At 37.3% G+C, this 24,784-nt stretch carries 24 protein-coding genes; 18 read left to right on the top strand and 6 right to left on the bottom strand.

The features are described 5' to 3' along the window. The first annotated feature begins 56 nt into the window (after positions 1-56). The 8 genes from ACQ334_RS07545 to ACQ334_RS07510 all read left to right on the top strand — a co-directional run bounded on the left by ACQ334_RS07545 (position 57) and on the right by ACQ334_RS07510 (position 5,763). Positions 57-890 (top strand): outer membrane protein assembly factor BamD, encoded by an 834-nt coding sequence (locus tag ACQ334_RS07545; protein ID WP_430987574.1) that lies wholly within the window; start codon positions 57-59, stop codon positions 888-890. Further along, entirely contained in the window at positions 859-1,200 is a 342-nt protein-coding gene (locus ACQ334_RS07540; protein WP_430987573.1) for a DNA-directed RNA polymerase subunit omega, read from the top strand. The genes ACQ334_RS07545 and ACQ334_RS07540 overlap by 32 nt, the downstream gene beginning before the upstream one ends. Before the next feature lie 83 nt (positions 1,201-1,283). After that, positions 1,284-2,477, top strand: coding sequence for a bifunctional phosphopantothenoylcysteine decarboxylase/phosphopantothenate--cysteine ligase CoaBC (gene coaBC / locus ACQ334_RS07535; protein WP_430987572.1), 1,194 nt, complete (start codon positions 1,284-1,286; stop codon positions 2,475-2,477). Beyond that, positions 2,470-3,387, top strand: coding sequence for a DUF4835 family protein (locus ACQ334_RS07530; protein WP_430987571.1), 918 nt, complete (start codon positions 2,470-2,472; stop codon positions 3,385-3,387). The genes coaBC and ACQ334_RS07530 overlap by 8 nt, the downstream gene beginning before the upstream one ends. Next, the gene (locus tag ACQ334_RS07525; protein WP_430987570.1) at positions 3,384-3,764 is read left to right on the top strand and encodes a DUF4296 domain-containing protein; all 381 of its coding nucleotides are present in this window, start codon (positions 3,384-3,386) and stop codon (positions 3,762-3,764) included. Before ACQ334_RS07530 ends, ACQ334_RS07525 begins: the two co-directional genes overlap by 4 nt. A gap of 2 nt (positions 3,765-3,766) precedes the next feature. Next, on the top strand, positions 3,767-4,474 hold the full coding sequence (locus ACQ334_RS07520) for a CoA transferase subunit A (protein ID WP_430987569.1): 708 nt from the start codon (positions 3,767-3,769) through the stop codon (positions 4,472-4,474). A gap of 11 nt (positions 4,475-4,485) precedes the next feature. Further along, on the top strand, positions 4,486-5,142 hold the full coding sequence (locus ACQ334_RS07515; protein ID WP_430987568.1) for a CoA transferase subunit B: 657 nt from the start codon (positions 4,486-4,488) through the stop codon (positions 5,140-5,142). A gap of 45 nt (positions 5,143-5,187) precedes the next feature. Continuing rightward, a complete protein-coding gene (locus tag ACQ334_RS07510) occupies positions 5,188-5,763 on the top strand; it encodes a GNAT family N-acetyltransferase (RefSeq protein WP_430987567.1) in 576 nt (191 codons plus the stop codon). A gap of 60 nt (positions 5,764-5,823) precedes the next feature. Here the strand turns inward: ACQ334_RS07510 and pckA are convergent, their stop codons facing one another. After that, positions 5,824-7,428 (bottom strand): phosphoenolpyruvate carboxykinase (ATP), encoded by a 1,605-nt coding sequence (gene pckA / locus ACQ334_RS07505; protein ID WP_430987566.1) that lies wholly within the window; start codon positions 7,426-7,428, stop codon positions 5,824-5,826. 422 nt (positions 7,429-7,850) lie between these two features. On the opposite strand from pckA, the gene ACQ334_RS07500 reads away from it, so the two are divergent. After that, entirely contained in the window at positions 7,851-9,140 is a 1,290-nt protein-coding gene (locus ACQ334_RS07500; RefSeq protein WP_430987565.1) for an aminopeptidase P family protein, read from the top strand. A 93-nt stretch (positions 9,141-9,233) separates the two neighbouring features. Here the strand turns inward: ACQ334_RS07500 and ACQ334_RS07495 are convergent, their stop codons facing one another. Both ACQ334_RS07495 and ACQ334_RS07490 read right to left on the bottom strand, forming a co-directional pair. Beyond that, positions 9,234-9,932: a LytR/AlgR family response regulator transcription factor gene (locus ACQ334_RS07495; protein WP_430987564.1), complete on the bottom strand. Its 699-nt coding sequence runs from the start codon at positions 9,930-9,932 to the stop codon at positions 9,234-9,236. Next, the gene (locus ACQ334_RS07490; protein WP_430987563.1) at positions 9,929-10,963 is read right to left on the bottom strand and encodes a sensor histidine kinase; all 1,035 of its coding nucleotides are present in this window, start codon (positions 10,961-10,963) and stop codon (positions 9,929-9,931) included. The genes ACQ334_RS07495 and ACQ334_RS07490 overlap by 4 nt, the downstream gene beginning before the upstream one ends. A 171-nt stretch (positions 10,964-11,134) precedes the next feature. Here ACQ334_RS07490 and ACQ334_RS07485 point away from each other — a divergent pair, with 171 nt between their 5' ends. From ACQ334_RS07485 to ACQ334_RS07450, 8 genes are all read left to right on the top strand, one after another. Continuing rightward, a complete protein-coding gene (locus ACQ334_RS07485; RefSeq protein ID WP_430987562.1) occupies positions 11,135-13,558 on the top strand; it encodes a TonB-dependent receptor domain-containing protein in 2,424 nt (807 codons plus the stop codon). A gap of 204 nt (positions 13,559-13,762) precedes the next feature. Beyond that, the gene (pssA, locus tag ACQ334_RS07480) at positions 13,763-14,530 is read left to right on the top strand and encodes a CDP-diacylglycerol--serine O-phosphatidyltransferase (RefSeq protein WP_430987561.1); all 768 of its coding nucleotides are present in this window, start codon (positions 13,763-13,765) and stop codon (positions 14,528-14,530) included. A gap of 2 nt (positions 14,531-14,532) precedes the next feature. Beyond that, complete coding sequence (gene purS / locus ACQ334_RS07475; RefSeq protein WP_430987560.1) at positions 14,533-14,778, top strand: phosphoribosylformylglycinamidine synthase subunit PurS; 246 nt, start codon at positions 14,533-14,535, stop codon at positions 14,776-14,778. 83 nt (positions 14,779-14,861) lie between these two features. Then, positions 14,862-15,527 (top strand): 16S rRNA (cytidine(1402)-2'-O)-methyltransferase, encoded by a 666-nt coding sequence (rsmI, locus tag ACQ334_RS07470; protein WP_430987559.1) that lies wholly within the window; start codon positions 14,862-14,864, stop codon positions 15,525-15,527. 10 nt (positions 15,528-15,537) lie between these two features. After that, positions 15,538-16,830 (top strand): alpha/beta fold hydrolase, encoded by a 1,293-nt coding sequence (locus ACQ334_RS07465; RefSeq protein WP_430987558.1) that lies wholly within the window; start codon positions 15,538-15,540, stop codon positions 16,828-16,830. A 116-nt stretch (positions 16,831-16,946) separates the two neighbouring features. Beyond that, positions 16,947-18,092, top strand: a complete 1,146-nt coding sequence (locus tag ACQ334_RS07460; RefSeq protein ID WP_430987557.1) for a M28 family metallopeptidase — start codon at positions 16,947-16,949, stop codon at positions 18,090-18,092. Between the two features lie 65 nt (positions 18,093-18,157). After that, positions 18,158-20,089, top strand: a complete 1,932-nt coding sequence (locus ACQ334_RS07455; RefSeq protein ID WP_430987556.1) for a M1 family metallopeptidase — start codon at positions 18,158-18,160, stop codon at positions 20,087-20,089. Between the two features lie 80 nt (positions 20,090-20,169). Further along, positions 20,170-20,691: a GNAT family N-acetyltransferase gene (locus tag ACQ334_RS07450; RefSeq protein ID WP_430987555.1), complete on the top strand. Its 522-nt coding sequence runs from the start codon at positions 20,170-20,172 to the stop codon at positions 20,689-20,691. Between the two features lie 63 nt (positions 20,692-20,754). Here the strand turns inward: ACQ334_RS07450 and ACQ334_RS07445 are convergent, their stop codons facing one another. The 3 genes from ACQ334_RS07445 to ACQ334_RS07435 all read right to left on the bottom strand — a co-directional run bounded on the left by ACQ334_RS07445 (position 20,755) and on the right by ACQ334_RS07435 (position 23,422). Further along, on the bottom strand, positions 20,755-21,393 hold the full coding sequence (locus ACQ334_RS07445) for a response regulator (protein ID WP_430987554.1): 639 nt from the start codon (positions 21,391-21,393) through the stop codon (positions 20,755-20,757). Positions 21,394-21,455: 62 nt separating this feature from the next. Further along, positions 21,456-22,094, bottom strand: a complete 639-nt coding sequence (gene rsmG / locus ACQ334_RS07440) for a 16S rRNA (guanine(527)-N(7))-methyltransferase RsmG (RefSeq protein WP_430987553.1) — start codon at positions 22,092-22,094, stop codon at positions 21,456-21,458. Between the two features lie 209 nt (positions 22,095-22,303). Then, positions 22,304-23,422, bottom strand: coding sequence for a glycosyltransferase (locus ACQ334_RS07435; protein ID WP_430987552.1), 1,119 nt, complete (start codon positions 23,420-23,422; stop codon positions 22,304-22,306). An 87-nt stretch (positions 23,423-23,509) separates the two neighbouring features. On the opposite strand from ACQ334_RS07435, the gene tgt reads away from it, so the two are divergent. Continuing rightward, on the top strand, positions 23,510-24,649 hold the full coding sequence (gene tgt / locus ACQ334_RS07430) for a tRNA guanosine(34) transglycosylase Tgt (RefSeq protein ID WP_430987551.1): 1,140 nt from the start codon (positions 23,510-23,512) through the stop codon (positions 24,647-24,649). Positions 24,650-24,784: the final 135 nt, after the last annotated feature.

The raw sequence follows: 24,784 nt of genomic DNA, 5'->3' as shown, positions 1-24,784 counted from the left end.
GATTGTTTATTTACTGGCATTTTTGACTAAATTCCATTAATTTTGCATTCCTTTATATGAGAGTAACTAAGATTGTATTGACGGGCCTCGTTTTATTGATTATTGCAGTATCCTGTAATAATAAGTATAACAAAGTGTATAAAAGTAAAGATTACGAGTATAAGCTTAAAATGGCTGACGAATTCTTTGCTAAAAAGAAATACAAAGTTGCGCAGCAATTATACGAAGAACTGTTCCCTGTATTTAAAGGAACGGTAAAGTTTGAGGAGTTGTATTATAAAGATGCTTATTGCTTTTATTACATGAAGGATTACCTGCAGGCACAGCAATTATTTAAGGGGTTCCTGGAGGTTTTTCCTAATAGCCCTAAAGCTGAAGAAGTAGATTACCTGCATGCGTATTGTTTTTATAAGCAATCGCCGAAGCTGGAATTGGAACAGGTAAATACCACCAAAGCAATTGGAATGATGCAGACTTTTATTAATACGCATCCGGGATCGGAACGTATTAAAGAGGCTACTGAGATCATTGATAAGTGCAGGATAAAGCTGGAACAAAAAGAATATCGTTCTGCAGAGTTGTATTACAACCTGGGGCAATACAGGGCAGCAGCCTTAGCTTTTACCAATTTAATGAACAATTATCCTGAATCACCTAGTGGCGATGAGTATAAATTGAAAATTGTAAAAGCCTGGTATAAATTTGCCAAGCTAAGTTTTGAGGAAAAACAAATTGAGCGTTTTGAAAAAGTGACCAGTGAATACCAGGACTTTGCTGACCGTTACCCGGAAAGCAAATTATTAAAAGAAGCAGAAAGCTATAGTAACTTAAGTCAAAATCACATTAAAGTAATAAAAAATGAGCAAACTACGTCGTCAGTTAAGCGGTAATACCAGTAGTTCGGTAGAGCCTAAAAGTTTATATGATATCAAGATGAAAACAGGTAATGTGTATGAATCTATTGCCATAATTGCAAAAAGGGCAAACCAGATCAACATTACAGTTAAAGAAGAATTGCACAATAAACTGGAAGAATTTGCCAGTCATACAGACAGCCTGGAAGAAATTCACGAAAATAAAGAACAGATTGAAATTTCTAAAGCTTATGAACGCATGCCTAATCCGGCATTATTGGCAACTACGGAATTTATGGAAGACAAAGTGTACTTCCGTAAAAACGATGAAGACCTGTTCAGCTAAGAAAAGCAATAAATTAGCAATATTATTAACAGAAGATGTTATAATTTTATCCCGTTCCGCCTCAAAGCGAAACGGGATTTTTTATGCTACAAGGAAAAAAGATAATACTGGGGATTACAGGCAGTATTGCAGCTTACAAAACTGCGGTACTGGTAAGGTTGCTGGTAAAACAAGGCGCTGAAGTAAAAGTAATAATGACCACTGCGGCAAAAGATTTTGTAACGCCCCTTGTACTATCCACTTTATCTAAAAACGATGTGCTATCTGATATTGCCAATAATGATAGCTGGGCCAATCATGTAATGCTGGGCCGCTGGGCCGATATTATGCTGATTGCGCCATTGAGTTGCAATACGCTGGCTAAAATGGCCAATGGCTTGTGTGATAATCTCCTGATGGCAGTTTACCTGTCTGCCACCTGCCCGGTAGTAGTGGCGCCAGCAATGGACGAAGATATGTGGCATCATACCTCTACAAAGGATAACCTTAAAAAACTAAGCTCATTTAGTAATCACATCATTCCTGTAGCAAATGGTGAACTGGCAAGTGGGTTAATTGGTGAAGGGAGAATGGCTGAACCCGAAAATATCGTTGAGTGGCTTGACCATTTTTTTTTGAATAAACTTGAACTGAAGGGTAAAAAGATTTTGGTAACGGCAGGACCAACCTATGAAGCTTTAGATCCTGTTCGTTTTATCGGAAATCATTCATCAGGTAAAATGGGTATTGCCTTAGCTGCAGAAATGCAAAGCCGTGGAGCTAATGTTACGTTGGTATTAGGTCCGTCTATAATTACGGCACCCGAAAATATAGAAGTGATAAAGGTCAAATCGGCCAGTGAAATGTATGAAGCTTGTATAAGTCGTTTTGACAAAATGGATATTGCAGTAATGAGTGCGGCTGTGGCAGATTACACACCAGTAAATATTGCTTCAGAAAAAATAAAAAAGAACGACGACAGTTTTACTATTGAATTAACCAAAACAAAAGATATTTTAAAATCTCTGGGCGAAAAAAAAACTGATAAGCAGTTCCTGGTTGGTTTTGCCCTGGAAACCAATAATGAAAAGGCGTATGCACTGAAAAAACTGCAAACTAAAAATGCCGACATGATTGTATTAAATTCTTTAAATGACATAGGTGCAGGATTTGGCCATGACACAAACAAAATCACTATTTTTGACAGGGGAGGAAAGGAGTATAATTTTGATACCAAATCAAAACAGGAAGTGGCAAAAGATATTGTAAACACTATTATTAAATTACTACATGCGTAAATTGTTTTTTTTGATCCTCCTTGTTTTTACTACCGGGCTTTTACAAGCACAGGAGTTAAGAGCTACTATTTCAATAGTAAGCAACCAGGTGGGTAATTCGGTTAACCCCGGAGTGTTTAAAACACTGCAAACGGCATTGAATAATTTTATGAATAATCGCAAGTGGACAAGCGATAACTTTCTTCCCAATGAAAAAATAGACTGTAATTTTTTACTAAACCTGGAGGCTACTGCAGAAACCAATGTATATAACGCCAGCTTAACTATACAAGCAGCAAGACCCATCTTTAATACCTCATACCTTTCTCCGATTATTAATTTCAGGGATGAGAGTATTACGTTTAAGTATGTAGAATTTCAACAACTTGATTTTAACGAAAACAGGGTAACAGGTTCCGATGCCCAGGCATCAAACCTTACAGCAGTATTTGCTTATTATGCTTACATGATACTGGCTTTTGACTACGATTCATTTTCTCAGCATGGTGGCGATGCCTATTTTCAAAAAGCACAGAACATTGTAAACAATGCACCTGATGGCAGAGGGATTTCAGGCTGGAAAGCATTTGACGGTACACGTAACCGTTACTGGCTGGTGGAAAACATGCAGAACAGCCGCTACACCATAATGCATGATGTGTATTATAATTATTACCGGCTTGGTATGGATAAATTTTATGAGGATGAAAGTACTGCAAGGTCCGAAGTAATGAATGTACTTAACCTCCTGAATAATTTTAATACCGACAACCCTAATAAAATGATCAACCAGTTTTTCTTCCAGGGAAAATCTACAGAGCTGATCAAACTTTTTTCGAAAGCACCACAACAGGATAAAGCAAGGGCATCGGAACTATTGCAAAAAATGGATGTTACCAATGCCAATAAATATAAAGATGAGCTGAAATGACGTTGAAACACATTGTATTGCTGAGTGCTCTTTTTTTATTTTCCTGCGGAAGTAAAAATGAAATACCCAAAGGGATTTTAAAACCTGCACAAATGCAAACGGTGTTGTGGGATGTCCTACGTGCTGATGCATTCACCTTTAATTTTATTACCAAGGACTCTTCAAAAAAAACAGAAGTGGAAAATGTGAAACTGCAGCAGCAGATATTCGCTGTGCATAAAACATCCAGGGACGAATTTTATAAAAGTTATGAATTTTATAAAACACACCCGGAATTAATGCAAACGATATTGGACAGTATGATAAATAAAGCCACGAGAGACAAATTTATTAATACAAAAGGAAAGCAATTTAGAGACACGCTAAAGACAGAATAGTAATGAACAAAGTATATAAAAATGCAACCGAAGCTATAGCAGGTATTAGCGATGGAGCAGTAATTATGCTGGGAGGGTTTGGCCTGTGCGGAATACCTGAAAATTGCATTGCGGCTTTGGTGGATAAAAAAATAAAAGACCTTACCTGTATTTCCAATAATGCAGGTGTAGATGATTTTGGCATTGGCCTCATGCTGCAACAAAAGCAGGTAAAGAAAATGATCTCTTCTTATGTAGGTGAAAATGCGGAATTTGAACGGCAGTTATTAAGCGGTGAACTGGAAGTGGAGTTAATACCGCAAGGAACTTTAGCCACACGTTGTATGGCTGCAGGGTATGGTATGCCGGCAATTTTTACACCTGCAGGTGTTGGAACAGAAGTAGCTGCAGGAAAAGAGACCAGGACATTTAATGGTAAAGAATATTTAATGGAATATGCTTTTGATGCAGACTTTGCAATAGTAAAAGCATGGAAGGGTGATACTGACGGCAATTTAATTTTTGCAGCCACCGCAAGAAATTTTAATCCCTTAATGGCAATGGCAGGAAAAATAACTATTGCAGAAGTAGAAGAACTGGTTCCTGCCGGAGAGTTAGATCCTAATCATATTCATACGCCGGGTATTTATGTACACCGGATTTTTAAAGGAGAGAAATACGAGAAAAGAATTGAGCAAAGAACAACAAGACCTGAACCTTTACACTCCTAAACTACTTTAAAGTGGCTTTATCAAAAGAACAAATAGCACAACGTATTGCACAGGAACTTAAGGATGGTTACTACGTTAACCTTGGTATTGGTATACCAACATTGGTAGCTAATTATATTCCTGCTGGTATAAATGTGGTGCTGCAAAGCGAAAATGGATTACTGGGTATGGGGCCTTTTCCTGTTGCAGGACAAGAGAATCCTGACCTTATTAACGCAGGTAAACAAACGATAACCACCGTGCCAGGCTCTGCATTTTTTGATAGTGCTATGAGCTTTGGTATGATACGTGCCGGTAAGGTTGATTTAACGGTATTAGGTGCCATGGAAGTAAGTGAGCAGGGGGATATTGCCAACTGGAAAATACCTGGTAAAATGGTGAAAGGAATGGGTGGAGCTATGGACCTGGTGGCCAGTGCAAAAAATATTATTGTAGCTATGATGCATACCAACCCCAAAGGAGAAAGTAAATTACTCCCGCAATGTAGTTTACCGCTTACGGGTAAACGCTGCGTAAAAAAAATAGTAACAGAAATAGCTGTTTTAGAAGTAACTAATAATGGATTTAAATTATTAGAAAGAGCACCGGGGGTAAGTGTAGAAGAAATAGTTGGTAAAACTGCCGGAAAATTAACAGTTGAAGGCGAGATAAAAGAAATGGTATTCTAGATAGAGGTACTATTACTTGCAGATTATAAATTGAAAATGAACTTTATGATCAAAGCCGGAACTGGTGATAAAGACTTTATAATAAATTTATTGGTGGAAGGGTTTGAAGAAAATAAAAGTGTAAATTATATTATTGCGCAGGGTACCAAAAAGAAACAACAGATAAAAGCGCTGATGGACTACTCTTTTGAAATCTGTAATAGATTTGGAGAAATATTTTTAAATGAAGACAAATCTGCTTGCGCACTCATTTTATACCCCGATAAAAAGAAAACTAATTTACAATCAATAGTGCTGGATATAAAATTAATACTGCAATGTATTGGTCTTTTCAATGTTAGAAGGGCTTTACAAAGAGAAAAGAAAATAAATGCATTGCATCCTGATAAAAATATTTTTTACCTGTGGTATATAGCAGTTAATAAAAATGACCAGGGAAAGGGTACAGGCTCTGCCTTTTTAAAACAAATCTGTGATCATGCTGAATTTCTCAACAAAAATATTTACTTAGAAACTTCAACCGAACGAAATATCAGCTGGTACCAAAAAATGGGTTTTGAATTATACAAAGAATTAGACTTTACTTATACTTTAAGTTGTTTTAGAAAAAATAAAAAATAAAAATCCCCCCGAAATTAAACAGGGGGACGTGCTGGCATGCAATCCTAGTTTGTGTTGGTATTATACTCTTGGTGCTGCGGCTAAAATTTCTTCATTAGCGCCGCTGGCATATTTTTCAAAGTTTTTTACAAATTCTGCAGCAAGTTCTCTTGCTTTTTTATCAAATGCTTCTGGTGTAGGCCATGTATTTCTTGCACTTAATATTTCTGAAGGAACATTAGGACAGGTTTTTGGAATAGACAATTTAAACCATGGCGTGGTATCGTATTCCACAGTATCTAATTGTCCTTCTAATGCAGCAGTGATCATGGCTCTTGTATAACTTAATTTCATACGTTTGCCAATACCATAAGGGCCACCGCTCCAGCCGGTATTTACAAGCCATACTTTCACATTATGCTCCTTCATTTTTTTGCCCAGCATTTCGGCATATTGTGCCGGATGCAATGGTAAAAACGGTGCACCAAAACAAGCACTGAAAGTTGACTTAGGTTCTGTAACACCAGCTTCGGTACCGGCTACCTTTGCCGTATAACCGCTGATGAACTGGTACATTGCCTGCCCCGGAGATAATTTACTGATAGGTGGTAAAACTCCATACGCATCGCAGGTTAAAAAGAAAATGTTTTTTGGTATTTTTCCAACGGATGGTTCTAAAGCGTTACTGATAAAATCTAAAGGATAACTAACTCTTGTATTCTCGGTTATTTTTTTACTGCTGAAATCAATTTTATTGGTGCCATCAATAAAAGTTACATTCTCTACCAATGCACCTGGCCTGATAGCGTTATAAATTTCCGGTTCTTTCTCTTCACTCAGATCAATGGTTTTTGCATAGCAGCCGCCTTCAAAATTAAATACACCATCATTGGTCCATCCATGTTCATCATCACCAATTAATAAACGATTAGGGTCGGCACTTAACGTAGTCTTACCAGTGCCACTTAATCCAAAAAATACAGCAGTATCACCGCTTTTGCCCATATTGGCACTGCAGTGCATACTTAATACATTGGCTTTATGTGGCAATACAAAGTTCAGCATGGTAAAAATGCCTTTCTTCATTTCGCCGGTATAGCCGGTACCACCAATTAAAATAGTTTTGTGTGTAAAGCTGAGGATGGCAAAATTTTCTGCTCTTGTACCATCTACATCGGGGTTGGCTTTAAAACCAGGGGCCTGTATAATATGCCATTGTGGTGCAAAGTTTTCTAATACACTTTCTTCAGGGCGGATGAACATATTGTAGCAAAATAAGTTTGCCGAAGGTTGTTCATTGATCACCCTTAAACTTAGTTTGTATTTCTCATCGGCACAGGCATAACAATCACGTACCCATATTTCTTTATCGCCTAAGTATTGCAGCATTTTAGTTTTCAACTGCAGAAAATATTTTTCTTCTATGGCGATATTAAAATCGTTCCAATGCACAGTATTTTCTGTAATGGCATCCTTTACCGTGAATTTGTCTTTAGGACTGCGGCCGGTAAATTTGCCGGTATTGATGACTAAAGCGCCGGTATCATTTAAAACACCTTCGCCTCTTTGTATGGTTTGCTGCGTTAGTTCTTCAGGTGATAATTGGTAGTGTACGTCTCCGGATAATTTTAAACCCAAATTGACCAAAGCCTTTTTGGGTAGGGCAATCATTGTTGGTACTGACATGGCAAGAATTTTTTTTGGTTTAGTTTTATGCAATCGTTCCCGGCAAAGGTATAGCATGTGGCTTTCTGGCACCTGTGGGCGGAATGAATGAGATTGAAATCATTACACGCAAACGATTGCGTAAATTCAAATATTGTGTATTTTGTTAAAAATCCTCAAATATTGTGGCAAAATAGTTGAACGCATTGAATATTTTTTAATCCAGCCTCAAAAAAGACAATTTAACAATTACAGCTTTTGCATATGCAAAAGAGCCGTTGGCCACAGATTGCACAGATTACACAGAAAGAAGGCAATAATAAACGGGCGAACTACAGGAAAATCCATATTTGAACAAAAAATCTGTGAAATCTGTGCAATCTGGGGCCGGTCTTTCTGTGGGAATAACCAAAAATGTATATTGCACTATAAACTAAAAGCGCATGAAATATCTTCCTCTTAATGCAGAAATTTTTATTGATAACCGTAAAAGATTTGTTGGTAAAATGGAAAAGAATGCCATTGCCATTTTTAACAGCAATGACGAATTGCCTGTGAACGGCGATGCTATTTATAAATTTAAACAAAACAGCGACCTGCTTTGGCTTACAGGTATTGAGCAGGAAGATACAATGCTGGTATTGTACCCGGATAATCCTGATCCTAAATACAGGGAAGTACTGGTACTGGTGCGTCCGAATGAACTGAAAGAAAAATGGGATGGCCACCGGTTAAGAGCGAATGAAGCCACGGCTATATCGGGCATAACAACAATTATATGGCTGGACACATTAGATGGTGTATTGCAACCATGGATACATTGGGCAGATACCATTTATTTAAACAGCAACGAAAACGACCGTAAAGCAAACCTGGTTCCAGTAAGAGATTACCGCTATGCAGAAATGATGAAGCAGCGTTATCCTTTGCATAATTATAAACGCAGTGCAAAAATTTTAAAAGAGGTAAGAGGAATAAAATCTGCATTGGAAGTGGAAGTATTGCAGAAAGCAATCGATATTACTGATACTACTTTCCGCCACTTGCTGCAGTTTATTAAACCGGGTGTGATGGAATATGAAATTGAAGCAGAGATCTACCACCAGTTTATGAAACAACGCAGTGCAGGGCCGGCATACGGCAGCATTATTGCCAGTGGCGACAGGGCACGTACTTTACATTATGTAGAGAACAGCCGTGAATGTAAAGATGGTGAATTGATATTGATGGATTTTGGTGCTGAGTATGGTAATTATTGTGCAGACCTTACAAGAACTATTCCTGTAAATGGTAAGTTTGGGCGCAGGCAAAAAACGGTGTATAATGCCTGTTTGCATTTACATCACTATGCTGCCAGTATTTTAAAACCCGGCATCAGCATTATTGATTATACAGAAAAAGTTGGTGAAGAAGCTACACAACAATTTTTAAAAATTGGATTGATACGCAAGAGTGATGTAAAAAATGAAGATCCGGAAAACAGAGCTTACAGAAAATATTTATACCATGGCATCTCTCATCATTTAGGTATTGATGTGCATGATCTGGGAACGAGAACTGAACCAATTAAAGCAGGTATGGTGTTTACCATTGAACCGGGTATTTATATTGAAGAAGAACAAATGGGAGTGAGGATTGAAAATAATTTCTGGATCACCAGGAATGGTAATAAAGATTTGATGAAAAATATTCCGATAACGGTAGAAGAAATTGAAGCGTTGATGAAGAAATAAGATCTATCGCTTTGTAAAATTAAAACCCTTGCACTTTTAAAAGTGCAAGGGTTTTTTGTAATATCTTTAAACGAGTAGAAAACTCGTTGTACATCAGAGTTTATTGCCTTCAATACGTTTTAAAAATATATCTCTGTAAGTTTCTCCAATAGGTATCACTTCTGATCCGATGAAGATCCTGTTCTTTTCAATGGTATCTATTTTATTCAATGCTACTATATATGATTTGTGTACCCTCATAAATTGTGTACCTGAAAGATGCTGCTCCAGGGCTTTTAAATTCTGCAGGGTGATCAGTTTTTCTTTTGTTGTTTGAATGCTGATGTAATCTTTCAGGCCTTCTATAAAAAGAATTTCATTAAGATTAACCTTGATCATTTTACTATCCGACTTTATAAAAATAAAATCATTATCAATACCAGTGCTTTTTAATGGAGCAGCAATACCAGTTGCAAGTGCTTTGTCAACCGCCTTTAAAAATCTTTCCTGTGTAATTGGTTTCAATAAGTAATCGGTGATATTATATTCATAACCATCTAAAGCATAATCAGTATAAGCAGTAGTGAAAATTACTTTGTAATTATTGCCGATGATCTTTAATACCTGTATGCCGGATAGTTCTGGCATTTGCACATCTAAAAAAATAATATCCACTTCATTTTTCTGAATAAATTGTATGGCTGCAAAAGCATCCGTGGTAGCAAAGCTTAGGGATAAGTTTTCTGTCTCAGCCACATATTGACTTAGTAATTCCACTGCCAGTGGCTCATCATCTAAAATTACACAGTTCATTTTTTATCCAGGTTTAACTGCAAGTTACACTGATAAATATTTTCATCCTGCTGTATGGTTAAAATATGTTCAGGATATAATAGTGCCAGCCTCTTTCTTACATTGTTTAATCCAATGCCTGATGAATTGTCTTTACTATTCTTGTTGATATAGTTGGTAGTAAGTAAACTTAAATTATTATTTGATACAGTTATTTTTATCTGCAACGGTTTTTCAATATTATTTAATACACCATGCTTAAACATGTTTTCAATAAACGGTATAAGCAACAAAGGAGCAATAGTCTGATTGGTAAGATTTCCTTCAAAATTATATTGCACACTTTCTTTATTACTCAGCCTGATAATCTGCAATTCTATAAAACTGTTGATGTATTCTATCTCCCTTTGCAAGCTAACCTGTTCGGCATCGCTGTCTTTGTACATGTACCGCATCAGGTGCGAAAGTTTTTCAATGCTGGGTAATGCTTTATCTGATTTGCTGCTTACCAATGCATAAATATTATTGAGGGTATTAAAAATAAAATGAGGGTTCACCTGGTTTTTTAAAAAAGCAAGCTCTGCAGATTTTTTTTCTTCCAGTAGTAAATATTTTTCTTTTTGAGATTTTATATTGTCGTCTATTATCCAAAATAACACACTCATAACAATCAACAAGCCGCCAAAATAAATGTTATCATAAATGTAATAACCAATTGTAGTATCGTCTGAATAATTCTTTATGCCAAACCATTTTAAGAATAATACTTCCTGGAATAAATACCTGACCCCGATAAAAGCCAATAGTAATACAATCCAGGCTATCCATGCTTTAGCTATTTGATTGGTTTTATAAAATACCGGCAGAATAAAAAAGTAGTTAAAATAAAATGTGCAGGGGAATAAAATATACTGGCTTATAGATAATGGATCAAAATAGTAGCTGGCACCACGCCAACTATCGGGTGTAAAAAAGGCACCGATAACATTATGCCACGCAAAAATGTAAAACCAGAAAACTGCATGCAACAATATTTTAACCCATTTTTTCATACCATAAAAGTAACCGGAAATGCACAAATCAGGATAGTATATCTGCCAACTGCCTTTTTTATCCGACCAACTCCAAACCCCTGATTGAACGGAAATAAGGCAGGGTTGGTATAAAAGCGCCCAAAAGCGGAAAAAGATAGTGCAATTTTACGTCATCATTAAATTATAGCCATGAACAAATTATTGATCACTCTGTTATTTAGCTTTTTCAGTAGCACCGTTTTTTGCCAGCAAAAAATAATTACCGGTAAAATAACTAACACTAAAAATGCCCCTGTACCGTTTGCAAATATTGCTTTGGTTAATACTGCAGATAATAAAACGGTAAAAGGCTCTGTTACTGATAGTCTTGGGAATTTTAGTATTATCGTAAAAACAAGCGGGGTATATAAACTTCAGATCACCAACAGTGGATTTGACCAGTATACTTCTGCTGCGGTTGTCATTGATTCTGCAACAAGCACCATCAATATTCCTGTTATTACTTTGCATGAAAAATTTGAGACTAATAAAGCCGTGGTGGTACAGGCAAAGAAAAAGTTTATAGAAATACAGGCAGATAAAACTGTTTTAAATGTAGAGAACAGTATTGTTGCTGTTGGTAATTCGGCGTTTGAATTAATAAAAAAAGCGCCGGCAGTAACTGTTGATAAAGATGATAACTTAAAACTTAAAGGTAGTGTTGCTACAATTTATGTTGATGGCAAACCATTTTACTTATCCGGTGAACAATTGACACAGTATTTAAAAAACCTGCAGGCCGATGCTATCAGTAAAATTGAAATTATTGGTAACCCCAGCAGTAAATATGATGCAGCTGGCTTAACAGGTATTATAAATATTAAACTGAAAAAAAATAAACAGTATGGTACCAATGGCAGTTATACTTTAGGCTCTGGCTATGGCAGATATCCCAAGGTAAATTCTTCTGTATCACTAAATCACCGTAATAAAAACATCAATATTTTCAGTGACGGTTTTATTGGTTATAGCAACAGCTTCAACAAACTTACCTATAATAGTATTGTTGAAAATAATGGAATACTTACCTGCCAGGACAGAGATAATTACTGGCATCCAAAAACAGTGTGGAACTCATTTAAGATTGGTGCAGATTTTAACGTCAGTAAAAAAACTATTATCGGCTTTTTAATTAAAGGCAATGGCGAACATGAAAAAACGGTTACGGATAATAATACCATTTTCAGCAACCAGAACAGGCAATTACTGAACAGTATTGTTACCGTAAAGAATTATGATGAAAAGACAAACAGCATCAGTTATAATGTAAATCTCAAAACAACTATTGACAGCCTGGGTAGCGAATTGAGTTTTGATGCAGACTATGTTACTTTTAAAAGAACAGCCGAAGATTATAACTACAATAATTTTAAAGATGCTAATAACAACAGTTACCGTAATCCCTATACATTCAGAAATGCAAGCCCGGCAGATATTTTTATAAAAACCGCCAAAGCAGATTTTACAAAAGTGTACAATACTGCTTTTAAAATTGAAGCAGGCGCTAAAGCCAGTGATGTAGAAAATAAAAATTATTTGCAGGTAGATTCCTTAAACAGCAGTAATGCGTGGATTAAAGATAATAACCGTACCAATACTTTTATTTATACTGAGAGAATTTTTGCAGGCTATTTCAATTTTACTAAAGACTGGAAAAAGATCAGTCTGCAAATGGGCGTAAGGGTAGAAAATACGGATTACACCGGCAATAGCATAACGCTTAACCAGGTAAAGGATAGTAGCTACACCAATTTATTTCCCAGTGCATTTTTAACCTACAAACAAAATGAAAAAAATACCTGGAACATAAGTTATTCCCGACGTATTAACCGGCCATCTTATCAGTCACTCAATCCGTTTATTAATTTTGTTGATCCTTATACACAATTTGAAGGCAATCCCAATTTAAAACCCAGCTTTACACAATCCTTTGAAATAAAACACAGCTACAACGATTTTTTACACAGCACTTTAAGTTACAGCTATACCAAAGCGCAAAGTACCAACGTTATTTTGCAGGATAAGGCAACAGGCCGGGTAAGAAATATTACCGCTAATGTAGGTAACTCATCATACATAGGATTGAATATAAGTGCAAGTGTGCAGCCATATAAATGGTGGAACATTGATAATAATATAAGTTTCAGCGGTGGCAATTCTAAATCTACCTATCCTGAATTTGAGTTTAATCAAAACTTTTTTGGAGTAGATATCGGAACAGAAAACGCTTTTACGTTACCTGAAAAAATAAAGATTCAAACCAGTGCGTATTACAGTGCACCTTACAGGGATGGTATCACCCGGGTACGTGCCAGTTACATTGTAAGCGCAGGGGTGCAAAAATCATTATGGAATAATAAAGCTTCCATTAAAATAAATTTCAACAATATCATTGGCCCTTCTGCATACAGGGCAAGGTATTTAAGCGACAATTTAAATATTAAATGGATCAACCAATGGGAGGGCAAAAGAGTAAGCCTCAGTTTCAATTACAAATTTGGGAACACTAATGTAAAAGCAAGCCGCCAAAGAAATTCTGCTTCGCAGGACGAAAAGAACAGGGTGAATTTGTAAGTGACAGGTTTATCTTCCTTGGCCGGTGAAGACACCGGCCATTGCTTGTGATTATGAGTCTTTTCCTCTCCGCCCACAACCACACCCGTGGTCGGTGTCTTCACCGACCATAGGGCTAAATTTTGATGTTTTACTATACCATAATGTATTAAATTTGCGTCAACGCATCAACTTAACCCATTCATTACGGTGTAGTAAATTAATATGCAACGACACATTCCCAATGTTTTTACGCTGCTCAACTTATTTCTCGGCTGCATTGCCATTGTTTTTGCTTTGCAAACAGAAACCATTTCTATTTTTGTAGATAATGACCTGAGCACACATTACAATATTCCCGAAAAATTATCTATCGCTTCCTATTTCATTTTTGCTGCGGCAGTAGTAGATTTTTTAGATGGCTTTGTTGCCCGCCTTTTAGGAGCTACTTCCGAAATGGGCAAACAACTGGATTCCTTAAGTGATGTGGTAAGTTTTGGCGTAGCGCCTTCGGTAATATTATACCAGCTTTTACGCATTAGTTTTATTAAAGAAGAAAATGGGTTGGAGACTTCCATTTTATGGTTATTGCCTGCCTTTGTTGTGGCTTGCGCCGGTGCTTATCGTTTGGCAAGATTTAATATCGATAGTTCACAATCCTATGGCTTTAAAGGAGTGCCTATTCCTGCAGCGGGCCTGCTTATTGCCTCTTTTCCATTAATATTACACTATGTTAATAGCATTGTTGATGTAAGCGAATGGCTGACCAATAAATGGGTGCTGTATGCAGTAATTGTGCTGGTAAGCGGGTTAATGGTTTCTACATTACCTTTAATGGCATTGAAGTTTAAAGATTTTACCTTTAAAAATAATATTCCCAAAGTAGTTTTGCTGGTAATTGCCATTGCGGCGGCCATTCTTTTACACTGGCTTGCCGTACCTGTGGTGTTCATTGCCTACATTATTTTATCTTTGCTTTACAAACACAAATAATTATGACTTATACAGTACAGGTTAAAGTAATGCCACTGAAAGATTTATTAGATCCGCAAGGAAAGGCTGTAATGGGAGGCTTACAGAATTTGGGTATTAAAAATGTTGGCGATGTAAGAATTGGTAAGCACATTGACCTGCAGGTAGAAGCCGGTAGCAAAGAAGATGCATTGGTAGTGGCAGAAGAAGCTGCAAAAAAATTACTGGCCAACCCGGTGATGGAATATTTTGAATTAACAGCGATATAATAATTTTAGATTTGCGATTTTAGATTTCGGATTTAATACAGCTCGTAAATCTGCAATTGCAAATCTAAAATCTACAATCCCACATGCTTTACATCATCCCCACTCCCATAGGCAACCTGGCTGATTTTACTTTCAGGGCAGTGGAAGTTTTAAAATCTGTTGATCTTATTTTAGCAGAAGATACCCGAACGTCTTCAGTTTTACTGAATCATTACATGATTCAAAAACCAATATCTCCTTATCATCAGCACAACGAACATAAAATAGTTACCCATTTAGCCGAACAGATGGCAGCAGGCAAAACCATTGCCTTGCTTACTGATGCAGGTACACCCGGCATCAGCGATCCTGCATTTTTATTAGTAAGAGCATGTGTGAAAAATAATATCCGGGTAGAATGTTTGCCCGGCGCAACTGCATTTGTACCTGCATTGGTGAACAGTGGATTGCCAATGAATAGTTTTTGCTTCGAAGGTTTTCTGCCTTTAAAAAAAGGAAGGCAAACCATGATGAAAAAATTAGCCGGAGAAGAAAGAACGATGGTATTTTACGAAAGCCCGATGCGTTTGGTAAAAACATTGCATGAATTTATACAATACTTTGGTGCAGACAGGCAATGTTGCGTTAGCCGTGAACTCACTAAAAAGTTTGAAGAAAATAAAAGAGGAACCTTACAGGAAGTGCATGACCACTTTAATGAAAAAGCGGTGAAGGGAGAGATTGTAATTGTAGTGCAGGGCAAAGAATAAAAGTATTACCATGAAAATTAAATGGCTGGTCTTTTTTTGTTTTTTTTTTACTGCTGATTGCCTTGCCCAGGAAACCAGTATCTGGGGCAATACCTACCGGGTGATCAATGCAAAACCTTTTGCCGGTAAAAATTTCACTGTACAAATAGCCGCTAAAGTAATTGCGTTAAAGAAAAACGCCGGGGCCGGCATGTGGGTATCGGTTACTAAAGAAAATAAGAAGAGCGGATTTTATAAGAATATGTCGAACAACCCGATAGTGGCCAATGAATGGAAAGTATATAGTCTTTCGGGTAAAATTGATAAAACGGCCGAATCACTTACCATAGGATTCGGGTACAGCAATCCCGGTATTTTTTACTTTGATGATTTTAAATTGCTGGTAGAAAATGCTGCCGGAACAATGGAAGAAATACCATTGGCAAATGCCGGTTTTGAAGAAGACAGCATCCAGGCAAAATATTCGTGGATGTATAAGATGGGCAAAAGCCAGTACAAAATTTCCCTTGAAAAAACTGATGTTTTTTCGGGTAAGCAATCCTGCAAAGTGGATGGCAGTGCATTAATTTCATTACAACCCTATGGTGAAAATGATTCAGCCGGAAGATATGCAACTGTAAACGGCATTAAAATTTATTATGAAGAATATGGTACCGGCGAACCATTGCTTTTATTGCATGGTAATTCAATGGCAATAAATTCTTTTCGTTTGCAAATTCCCGAACTATCAAAATATTTTCATGTATATGCAATAGATACCCGTGGGCATGGCAAATCAGGCGATGATGGAAAAACATATACGTACGATTTATTTGCAGATGATATGAATGCTTTGCTGGAGCATTTACATTTAGATAGTGTGAACGTTTTAGGCTGGAGTGATGGTGGTAATACCGGTTTGATAATGGCTATGAAATATCCAAAAAAAGTAAAGAAGTTAATTACAATGGGGGCAGTAATATTTATCGATAATACGGTGGTAGATAAAGCACTATTTAAGTCATTGCATAAAGAAAGAAAAGAACTTGAAAGTGATTCTTCTTCTGATGCGCCGGGAAGAATACGCCGGATAGATCTTTTACTTACCGAACCCAAACATACCTTTGAACAACTACAGGCAATCAGTTGCCCGGTATTGGTAATTGCAGGAGAAAAAGATGTAGTTAAGGAAGCACATACCAGGGGCATTGCTGCTCATATCCCCAATGCCATATTAATGATTGTGCCAAAAGCCACTCATCAATTACCTTGGGAAGACGCACCACTTTTTAACAAAGCAGTTGTAGCGTTTTTAAAGAAATGAAGCTACCTGCCCGGGCTAAATAGTCTAAATACGCCATCTGTAAACAATATCCCATTTAACACATTTCAATTTTTTTCCTGCCTGTTTTTTCCGACATTTACCCTTTATATAATCGCATGAGGAAAATATTTTTAGTACTGTTAACTATAACAGCATCAACTGCATTTTCGCAGGACGTTTCTTTTGGAAGAAAGATGGTAGATACACTCACTTCGCCCTACTTCTGGGGCAGGGGTTATACCAATGACGGTATGAAAAAAGCCGCAGATTTTTTAGCCAATGAATTTAAAACTTACGGGCTGGAGCCGATGGCTAAAAATTATTTGCAGCCATTCAGTTATCCGGTAAATACTTTTCCCGGAAAAATGGAAGTGAATGTAAATGGCAAAGACTTAATACCCGGAAAAGATTTTATTGTAAGTCCGGAAACAAGAGGGGTGAAAGCAGAAGGCGATCTTGATGTTTTGGATACCATTCAATATATCAACCGCAAAGAAATGGTAGTGATAAAAATGCAGGATAAATTAACCTGGGATATTGCGCCGGAAGTGGCTGGTTACTCCTTAATATTAGTAGATAAAAAGGCATTGAGTAAAAAGCCTTTTTCATTCAAAGTAAATATAGATAATAAGCTGGTGAAGAATTTTAAAACAGCCAATGTTTGTGGCATGGTTAAAGGCACCCTAAAACCTGATTCTGTTATTTTCATTACAGCGCATTACGATCACTTAGGTGGCATGGGTGCCGATACTTATTTTCCCGGTGCCAATGATAATGCCAGCGGTGTTTCTTTATTGCTTAACCTGGCACATTATTATGCACAGCATCCGCAAAAATATTCTATCGCATTTATTTGTTTTGCAGGAGAAGAAGCCGGGCTTATCGGTTCTAAATATTTTACTGAAAACCCTTTGGTACCCTTAAAGAATATTCGCTTTCTGATCAATACCGATCTTGCCGGTACAGGTGAAGAAGGTATCACTGTGGTGAATGCTACTGAATTTCCAAAAGAGTTTGCGATGATGAATGCGGTAAACGATGAAAAGAAATTATTGGTAAAAATTAATTCCCGTGGCAAAGCTGCTAACAGTGATCATTATTTTTTTACAGAGAAAGGGGTACCTTCTTTTTTCTTTTATACATTAGGTGGTATCAAAGCTTATCATGATGTTTTTGATAAAGCGGTAACATTACCTTTAAATGAACATGAACATTTGTTTAAATTAATTGTTGGATTTAATGAAAAACTAATGGGCAATTAAGTACAATGAATTTTCAATTCGTTTTAACACAAAACAATTTTCTATTTAAGTTTAAATATAATTATATGCCGAGATTTTCTTTATTGTTGATTGGTTTACTTCCTGTGATCGCATTCGCCCAGCCCGACCGTTGGCAGCAACGTGTGAAATATAATATGAGCATTGATATGGATGTAAATACCAATCAATTTAAAGGCAAGCAAAAACTGGAGTACACTAACAATTCTCCTGATGTATTAAACAAGCTGTTCTATCATTTATACTTTAATGCTTTTCAGCCCAACAGCAGTATGGATGCAAGAAGCCTTGAGCTGAGTAAAAATATTATTAACGGCAGGGCAGATTGGGATGGCAGGGTAAGAGACAGAATTGGCAAATTAAAAGATAATGAGATCGGCTTTCAGAAAATAATCAGTCTTAAAATAAATGGTGTACCACAACCATTTAAATATCATGAAACTATTTTAGAAGTGAACCTGGTAAAACCTATGGCCCCAAAAAGCAAAATAGTTATTGACATGGATTTTGAAGCACAGGTGCCATTACAGGTAAGAAGAAGCGGAAGGGATAACCCGGCTACAGGCGTTCGCTACAGCATGAGCCAATGGTATCCCAAATTATGTGAGTACGATTATGAAGGCTGGCATCCTACGCCTTATGTGGCCAGGGAATTTTATGGTGTATGGGGCGATTATGATGTGACTATCAACATTGATAAAAATTATAAAATTGGTGGTACCGGTGTTTTGCTGAATGCCAATGAAATTGGCTGGGGATACGATGCTGCAAACACACCGGATTTAAAGCCAACTACCAAAGAAAAACGTACCTGGCATTTTGTGGGCAATAATGTGCATGATTTTATGTGGGCTGCCGATCCTGAATATAAACACATCGTAAGAAAAATGCCCAACGGTGGTCCAACATTGAACGTGATCTATAATTATGTAGAAAACAGTCCTAAGAATGATTCGGCATGGAACGAAGTTGCAGATGCAGCAGTAGTGGCATTACCTTATATGGACAGTAAATTTGGCAAGTATCCTTATCCGCAATATTCATTTATACAAGGTGGCGACGGAGGAATGGAATACCCGATGGCAACATTAATAAACGGTCCGGGGTTAGGTACGGTTTTTCATGAGTGGATGCACAGCTGGTACCAGATGATGCTGGGCACTAACGAAAGTATGTATGCCTGGATGGACGAAGGCTTTACCAGTTATGCCGAAGACCTGGTATCAAAATTTTATAGCGGTAAATCTTCATTAGCCGGACTTAAAGAAACGCTGCAAAGAAATCCGGGTAATAAAAATTTACAGGAGCTGATCCCTATACTTCCCGAAGATCACAGCAGTGCTTATGCCAGCTATTATTCATTGGTAAAAAGCGGATACGAAGAACCTCTTACCACACATGCTGACCATTTTAATACCAACTTTGCTTACAGTGCAGCAGCGTATTCTAAAGGTGAAGTTTTTATGGAACAGCTGGGGTATATTATTGGTGCAGCAGCAAGAGACAAAGTATTGTTAGAATATTATAATCAATGGCGTTTCAAACATCCTAACAGCAACGACTTTGTGCAGGTGGCAGAAAAAGTAAGTGGTATTAAATTAGACTGGTACAAAGAATATTTCTGCAGTACTACTAAAACCATCAACTACGCTATTGATAGTTTATGGGAAGAAGGTGGTGTGTCAAAGATACGCTTGCGCCGCATCGGGCAGATGCCGATGCCCATTGATCTGCAATTGACTTTTAAAGATGGTACAACAGAGATGCATTATATCCCACTCAATTTAATGTTTGGAGAAAAGCCTAACGAAGACCCTAAACAAAAAAGAGAAGTGCATGAAGAATGGCGCTGGACACATCCAACTTATATTGTTGAATTTAAACATCGCCTTACTGATATTACCGCGGTGGAAATAGATCCATCCAAACGAATGGCAGATGTGGAACGAAAAAATAATTTATTGGAATTAAAATGGTAACTACCGCACACGGTCAGATGTATTCACATGGTCTGACGCCCTCGTCTGACCATGTGAATATGCACTAACACAAATTACAAATGGAAATAACAATACAAAGAGTAACCATTAACGATGTGGCCACACTCTCTACGATTGCAAAGCAAACTTTTTACGATACTTTCACTGGTACTTGTACTGAAGCAGATATGCAAAGTTTTTTAGAAGAATATTTTAATGAAACACAACTGGCCAAAGAACTGAGCAACCCTGATGATTATTGTTATTTTGCTATGGCAGATGGTAAAGCCGTTGGCTACATACGTTTTATGGAAGATTACAACAGCCTGCCAGTAATGAAGCAATGGAAGGCCCTGGAATTAAAACGTATTTATGTGCTGAAAGAATATCACGGCATGGGTATTGCACAAAAGCTGATTGATTTTATGATGGATTATGTAGCGAAAGAAAATTATAAAGCTATCTGGCTGGGTGTATGGGAGCATAATCTGCGGGCACAAAAATTCTACGAAAAATATGGGTTTGTGAATTCAGGATATACGCATGATTTTCCTATTGGCAATACGCCGCAAACAGATGTGTGGCTGTGGAAGTTCCTATAACCAATAAACCCCGGAAAGTACCGGGGCTTATTGTCTGTGCTTGATTTTGATAACACTTACATGCTACCTTCCAAAAAATTTATTCACGGCTTCCACACGATTGGTAACGTGCAGTTTTTCGTAAATGTGATACACATGTTTACGCACTGTTTCGGTGCTGATAAAAACGGCATCAGAAATTTCTTTATACAATAATCCTTTCGATAACATCTCCAGGATCTCTTTTTCTCTTTTTGATAAAATGTCCAACGCAGATTCTGTTGGTGATTTATCCGATTTTTTATTTTGAAATGCTGCTACCACTTTCCTCGCTATCTGGCTGCTCATGGGTGAACCGCCTTCCATTAATTCCTGTATACCTTCTAATAATTTACCGGGAGGAGTTTTCTTTAAAATATAACCACTTGCACCTGCACTTAAAGCTTCAAAAATCTGTTCATCATCTTCGTAAATCGTACACATCATAAACAATATTTCAGGATGTGTAGCTTTCAGTTCTCTCACCACTTCAATACCGCTGATGCCACCGAGGCCAATATCCATCAATACTACTTTGGGATTTAAAAGGGGAAGGGTGATCAGTGCTTCTTCTCCACTTACGCAGGATCCTGCTAATTCGCAATAATCAGACATTTCGATGATCTGCTCCAGCGCAGACCTGATGTCGTTATTATCTTCTACTATGGCAACTGGTATCTTCATAATTGTATCACAAAGGTCATTCAATAAAAGTATATGAACAATACCACAAAGTGGTAATTCTTTTATTTTAAGCCCACATACAACATATATTTTTCTTTAAAAAACTCCCTCGGAAAAAGCTTTTCAATTTCCCATACCATTGGTTTACAGCCGCTTTCAAAAATTTCCTGGGTTAAATCGCCACCTTTCAGGCAGATAAGGCCATTGGGGGTATTTACGCCATATTGGGTATTTTTATTTTTCTGCAGTAATGGTTTACTCCAATGCCATAGGTCTTTTAAAGGTGCTACCGCACGGCTTATCACCACATCAAATTTCCTGTTTTTAATATCTTCTGCCCGGGTATGTTGTGTGGTTACATTTTGCAAACCAATAGCAGCGGCAATTTCTGCCACCACTTTTAATTTTTTATTGATGCTGTCTACCAAATGAAAATGTGTGCCAGGATAAAATATCGCTAATGGAATACCGGGAAAACCACCACCGCAACCAAGGTCCATTACCTGCATACCCTTTGTAAATTCAAATTGCGTGGCAATAGCTAAAGAATGTAACACATGGTGCTCGTAAAAATTATCCATATCCTTCCTGCTGATAACATTGATCTTTTCATTCCAGTCGGTATACAACTCTTTTAGTGCAGCAAACTGTTTGGTTTGTGCCTCACTAAAATCATCGAAATATTGTTGAATCATTTCCATAAAAGACAATTTCAAAAATTATATAGAAGATAATAGACAATTTATTTTTACAATCGTACTGAGTTAAAAAAAATGTTCAATAATCAATGCTCAATGTTCAATGTTCAATACTCAATATTAAAATCCAGTTGTATTGTAATTGAACGTTGTTTGTTGAATATTGAGCGTTGAACATTTTTTAGTTTTATTTATCGACGAGCCTGAAGCAATTACCATACTCTCTTCGGTTTCCTTATCAACGTAAACGAAAAAATAATATAATAAAAGAACATCCAGATATCAAAAAACAAGAACCATGGGTAGAGATCTTGTTCATTTAATTTTTTCATGCAGAGATAATATACAATGGCCTGCATAATAAAACGAACAGCAAAAACTATTAATGCATATTGCCACCCATAGAACAAAATACTTGCCACTAATAAAGGGTAAAATAAAAATTGTGTTAGTGAATATAAACCCAGTAAAAATTTATGCAGCGGTTTATAATACTTTGCTGTAGAGTAATGACGTGTTTTTTGTTTTGCCCATTGACCGAATGTTTTAGCCGGTTCACTTAAAGTAAAAGTATCCGCATCAATATTGATTTTGGTATTGCTGGGGGTAGCAGCGGTTTTAATAAAAAGATCATCATCGCCGCTGGCAATATTATTGTGTGCTGTAAAACCCTTGTGCCTGAAAAAAATAGTTTTTTTATAACTCAGGTTTCTGCCCACACCCATATAAGGCTTGCCTGCCAGTGCATACGAAAAGTATTGCATGGCGGTATGAAAAGTTTCCCAGCGGATGAGCTTATTTAATACGCCACTTTTTTTGTGGTAAGCGCCATAACCCAAAACAATTTCGGTATCCTCATCATATGTTTCCTGCATCTTGTCTATCCAGTATTCGCTGGCAGGCACACAATCGGCATCGGTTAATAATACCACTTCGTATTTAGCCGCTTTAATGCCCATGCTTAAAGGAAATTTTTTTCCGGGAATAAACCTGGCTTCCTGTTTTAATTCAACAACGTGCAGTTGTTTAAAGGTTTTCTGATATTCTTCCAGTAAATATTTGCTGTCGTCAAATGAATTGTCATTTACTACAATTACCTCATGTGTGGTGCGGTATTGTTGTACCAGCGAACCCGGCAGATTTTTCGCTAAATTTGCCGCTTCATCCCTGGAGCAGATGATAACAGAAACCGGTTGGGTTTGCGATGCTGTTTTAGTGTTTGGCTTATAAAAAGCCAGCCGGAAGAAGAAAAAGCAGTAATAGAAAAGCTGTATCAGGGTGATGAGGCAAAAGCCGTAAAAAAGCAATTGCCACCAATGGGTAAAATTCATGTGGCAAAAATAAGGAATTAGTAATTTGTAATAGGGGATTAGTGTACAGGCTATCCTCAAGATATAAACAGTAAACAACAGCATATAATGGCAGCATTACAATTTGAATTACAACATACCGATACGCAAACCAAAGCCAGGGCTGGTAAGATCACTACCGACCATGGCGACATTGTAACGCCGATTTTTATGCCCGTAGGCACTGTAGGCAGCGTAAAAGCAGTTACACAACAGCAATTGCATGAAGATGTAAAGGCGCAGATCATCCTGGGTAATACCTATCATTTATACTTGCGCCCGGGATTGGAAATTCTGGAAGCTGCAGGAGGACTGCATAAATTTAATGGCTGGGACAAACCTATTTTAACTGATAGTGGTGGTTACCAGGTTTTTTCTTTGGCCAACAACAGAAAATTAACTGAAGAAGGGGCTTTGTTTCAAAGCCATATTGATGGCAGCAAACATTTATTTACACCGGAGAGTGTAATGGATATTCAGCGTATTATTGGTGGTGATATCATTATGGCATTTGATGAATGTCCACCTTATCCCAGCGATTATAAATATGCCAAAGATTCGATGGACTTAACGCATCGCTGGCTGGACAGGTGTTTTAAACGTTTTAACAGCACAGCAGATAAATACGGCTACACACAAAATTTATTTCCTATTGTGCAGGGTAGCACGTACAAAGATCTGAGAACAGCCTCTGCTGAATTTATTGCTTCGCAAAATGCCACGGGCAATGCCATTGGCGGATTGAGTGTAGGCGAGCCAACAGAAATGATGTACGAATACACCGAACTCTGCTGTGATATTTTACCCAAAGACAAACCCCGTTATTTAATGGGCGTAGGTACTCCCTGGAATATTTTAGAAGGCATTGCTTTAGGTATTGATATGTTTGATTGTGTAATGCCTACCCGTAACGGGCGCAATGCCATGTTGTTTACTTCTCATGGTATCATCAACATTGATAATAAAAAATGGGAAAAAGATTTTTCCGTTATTGATGATGGCATTGATTGCCCGGTAAGTAATTTTTACAGCAAAGCTTATCTGCGTCATTTAATGAAAGCCAAAGAATTTTTAGGCTTAACCATTGCCAGCGTACATAACCTGGCTTTTTATTTATGGCTGGTTACAGAAGCCCGTAAGCATATCATTGCCGGCGATTTTAAAAGCTGGAAAGAAGAGATGGTGGTGCGATTGCAGACAAGATTGTAATTGGTACGCTGAAATTTTATTTCAGCCTGCTACTATCGAAATGAAATTTCAATATACTGTAGCGAAATATTTCGGTCGGTGAAGACACCGGCCGAGGTGTGTAGTACGCTGAAATTTTATTTCGGCTTCCTACGA

Origin of the sequence: Ferruginibacter sp. SUN106, assembly GCF_050611765.1 — a bacterium.
In the GTDB taxonomy this organism is placed as follows: Bacteria; Bacteroidota; Bacteroidia; order Chitinophagales; family Chitinophagaceae; genus Ferruginibacter.
This window is presented reverse-complemented; position numbering and strand designations above follow the sequence as displayed.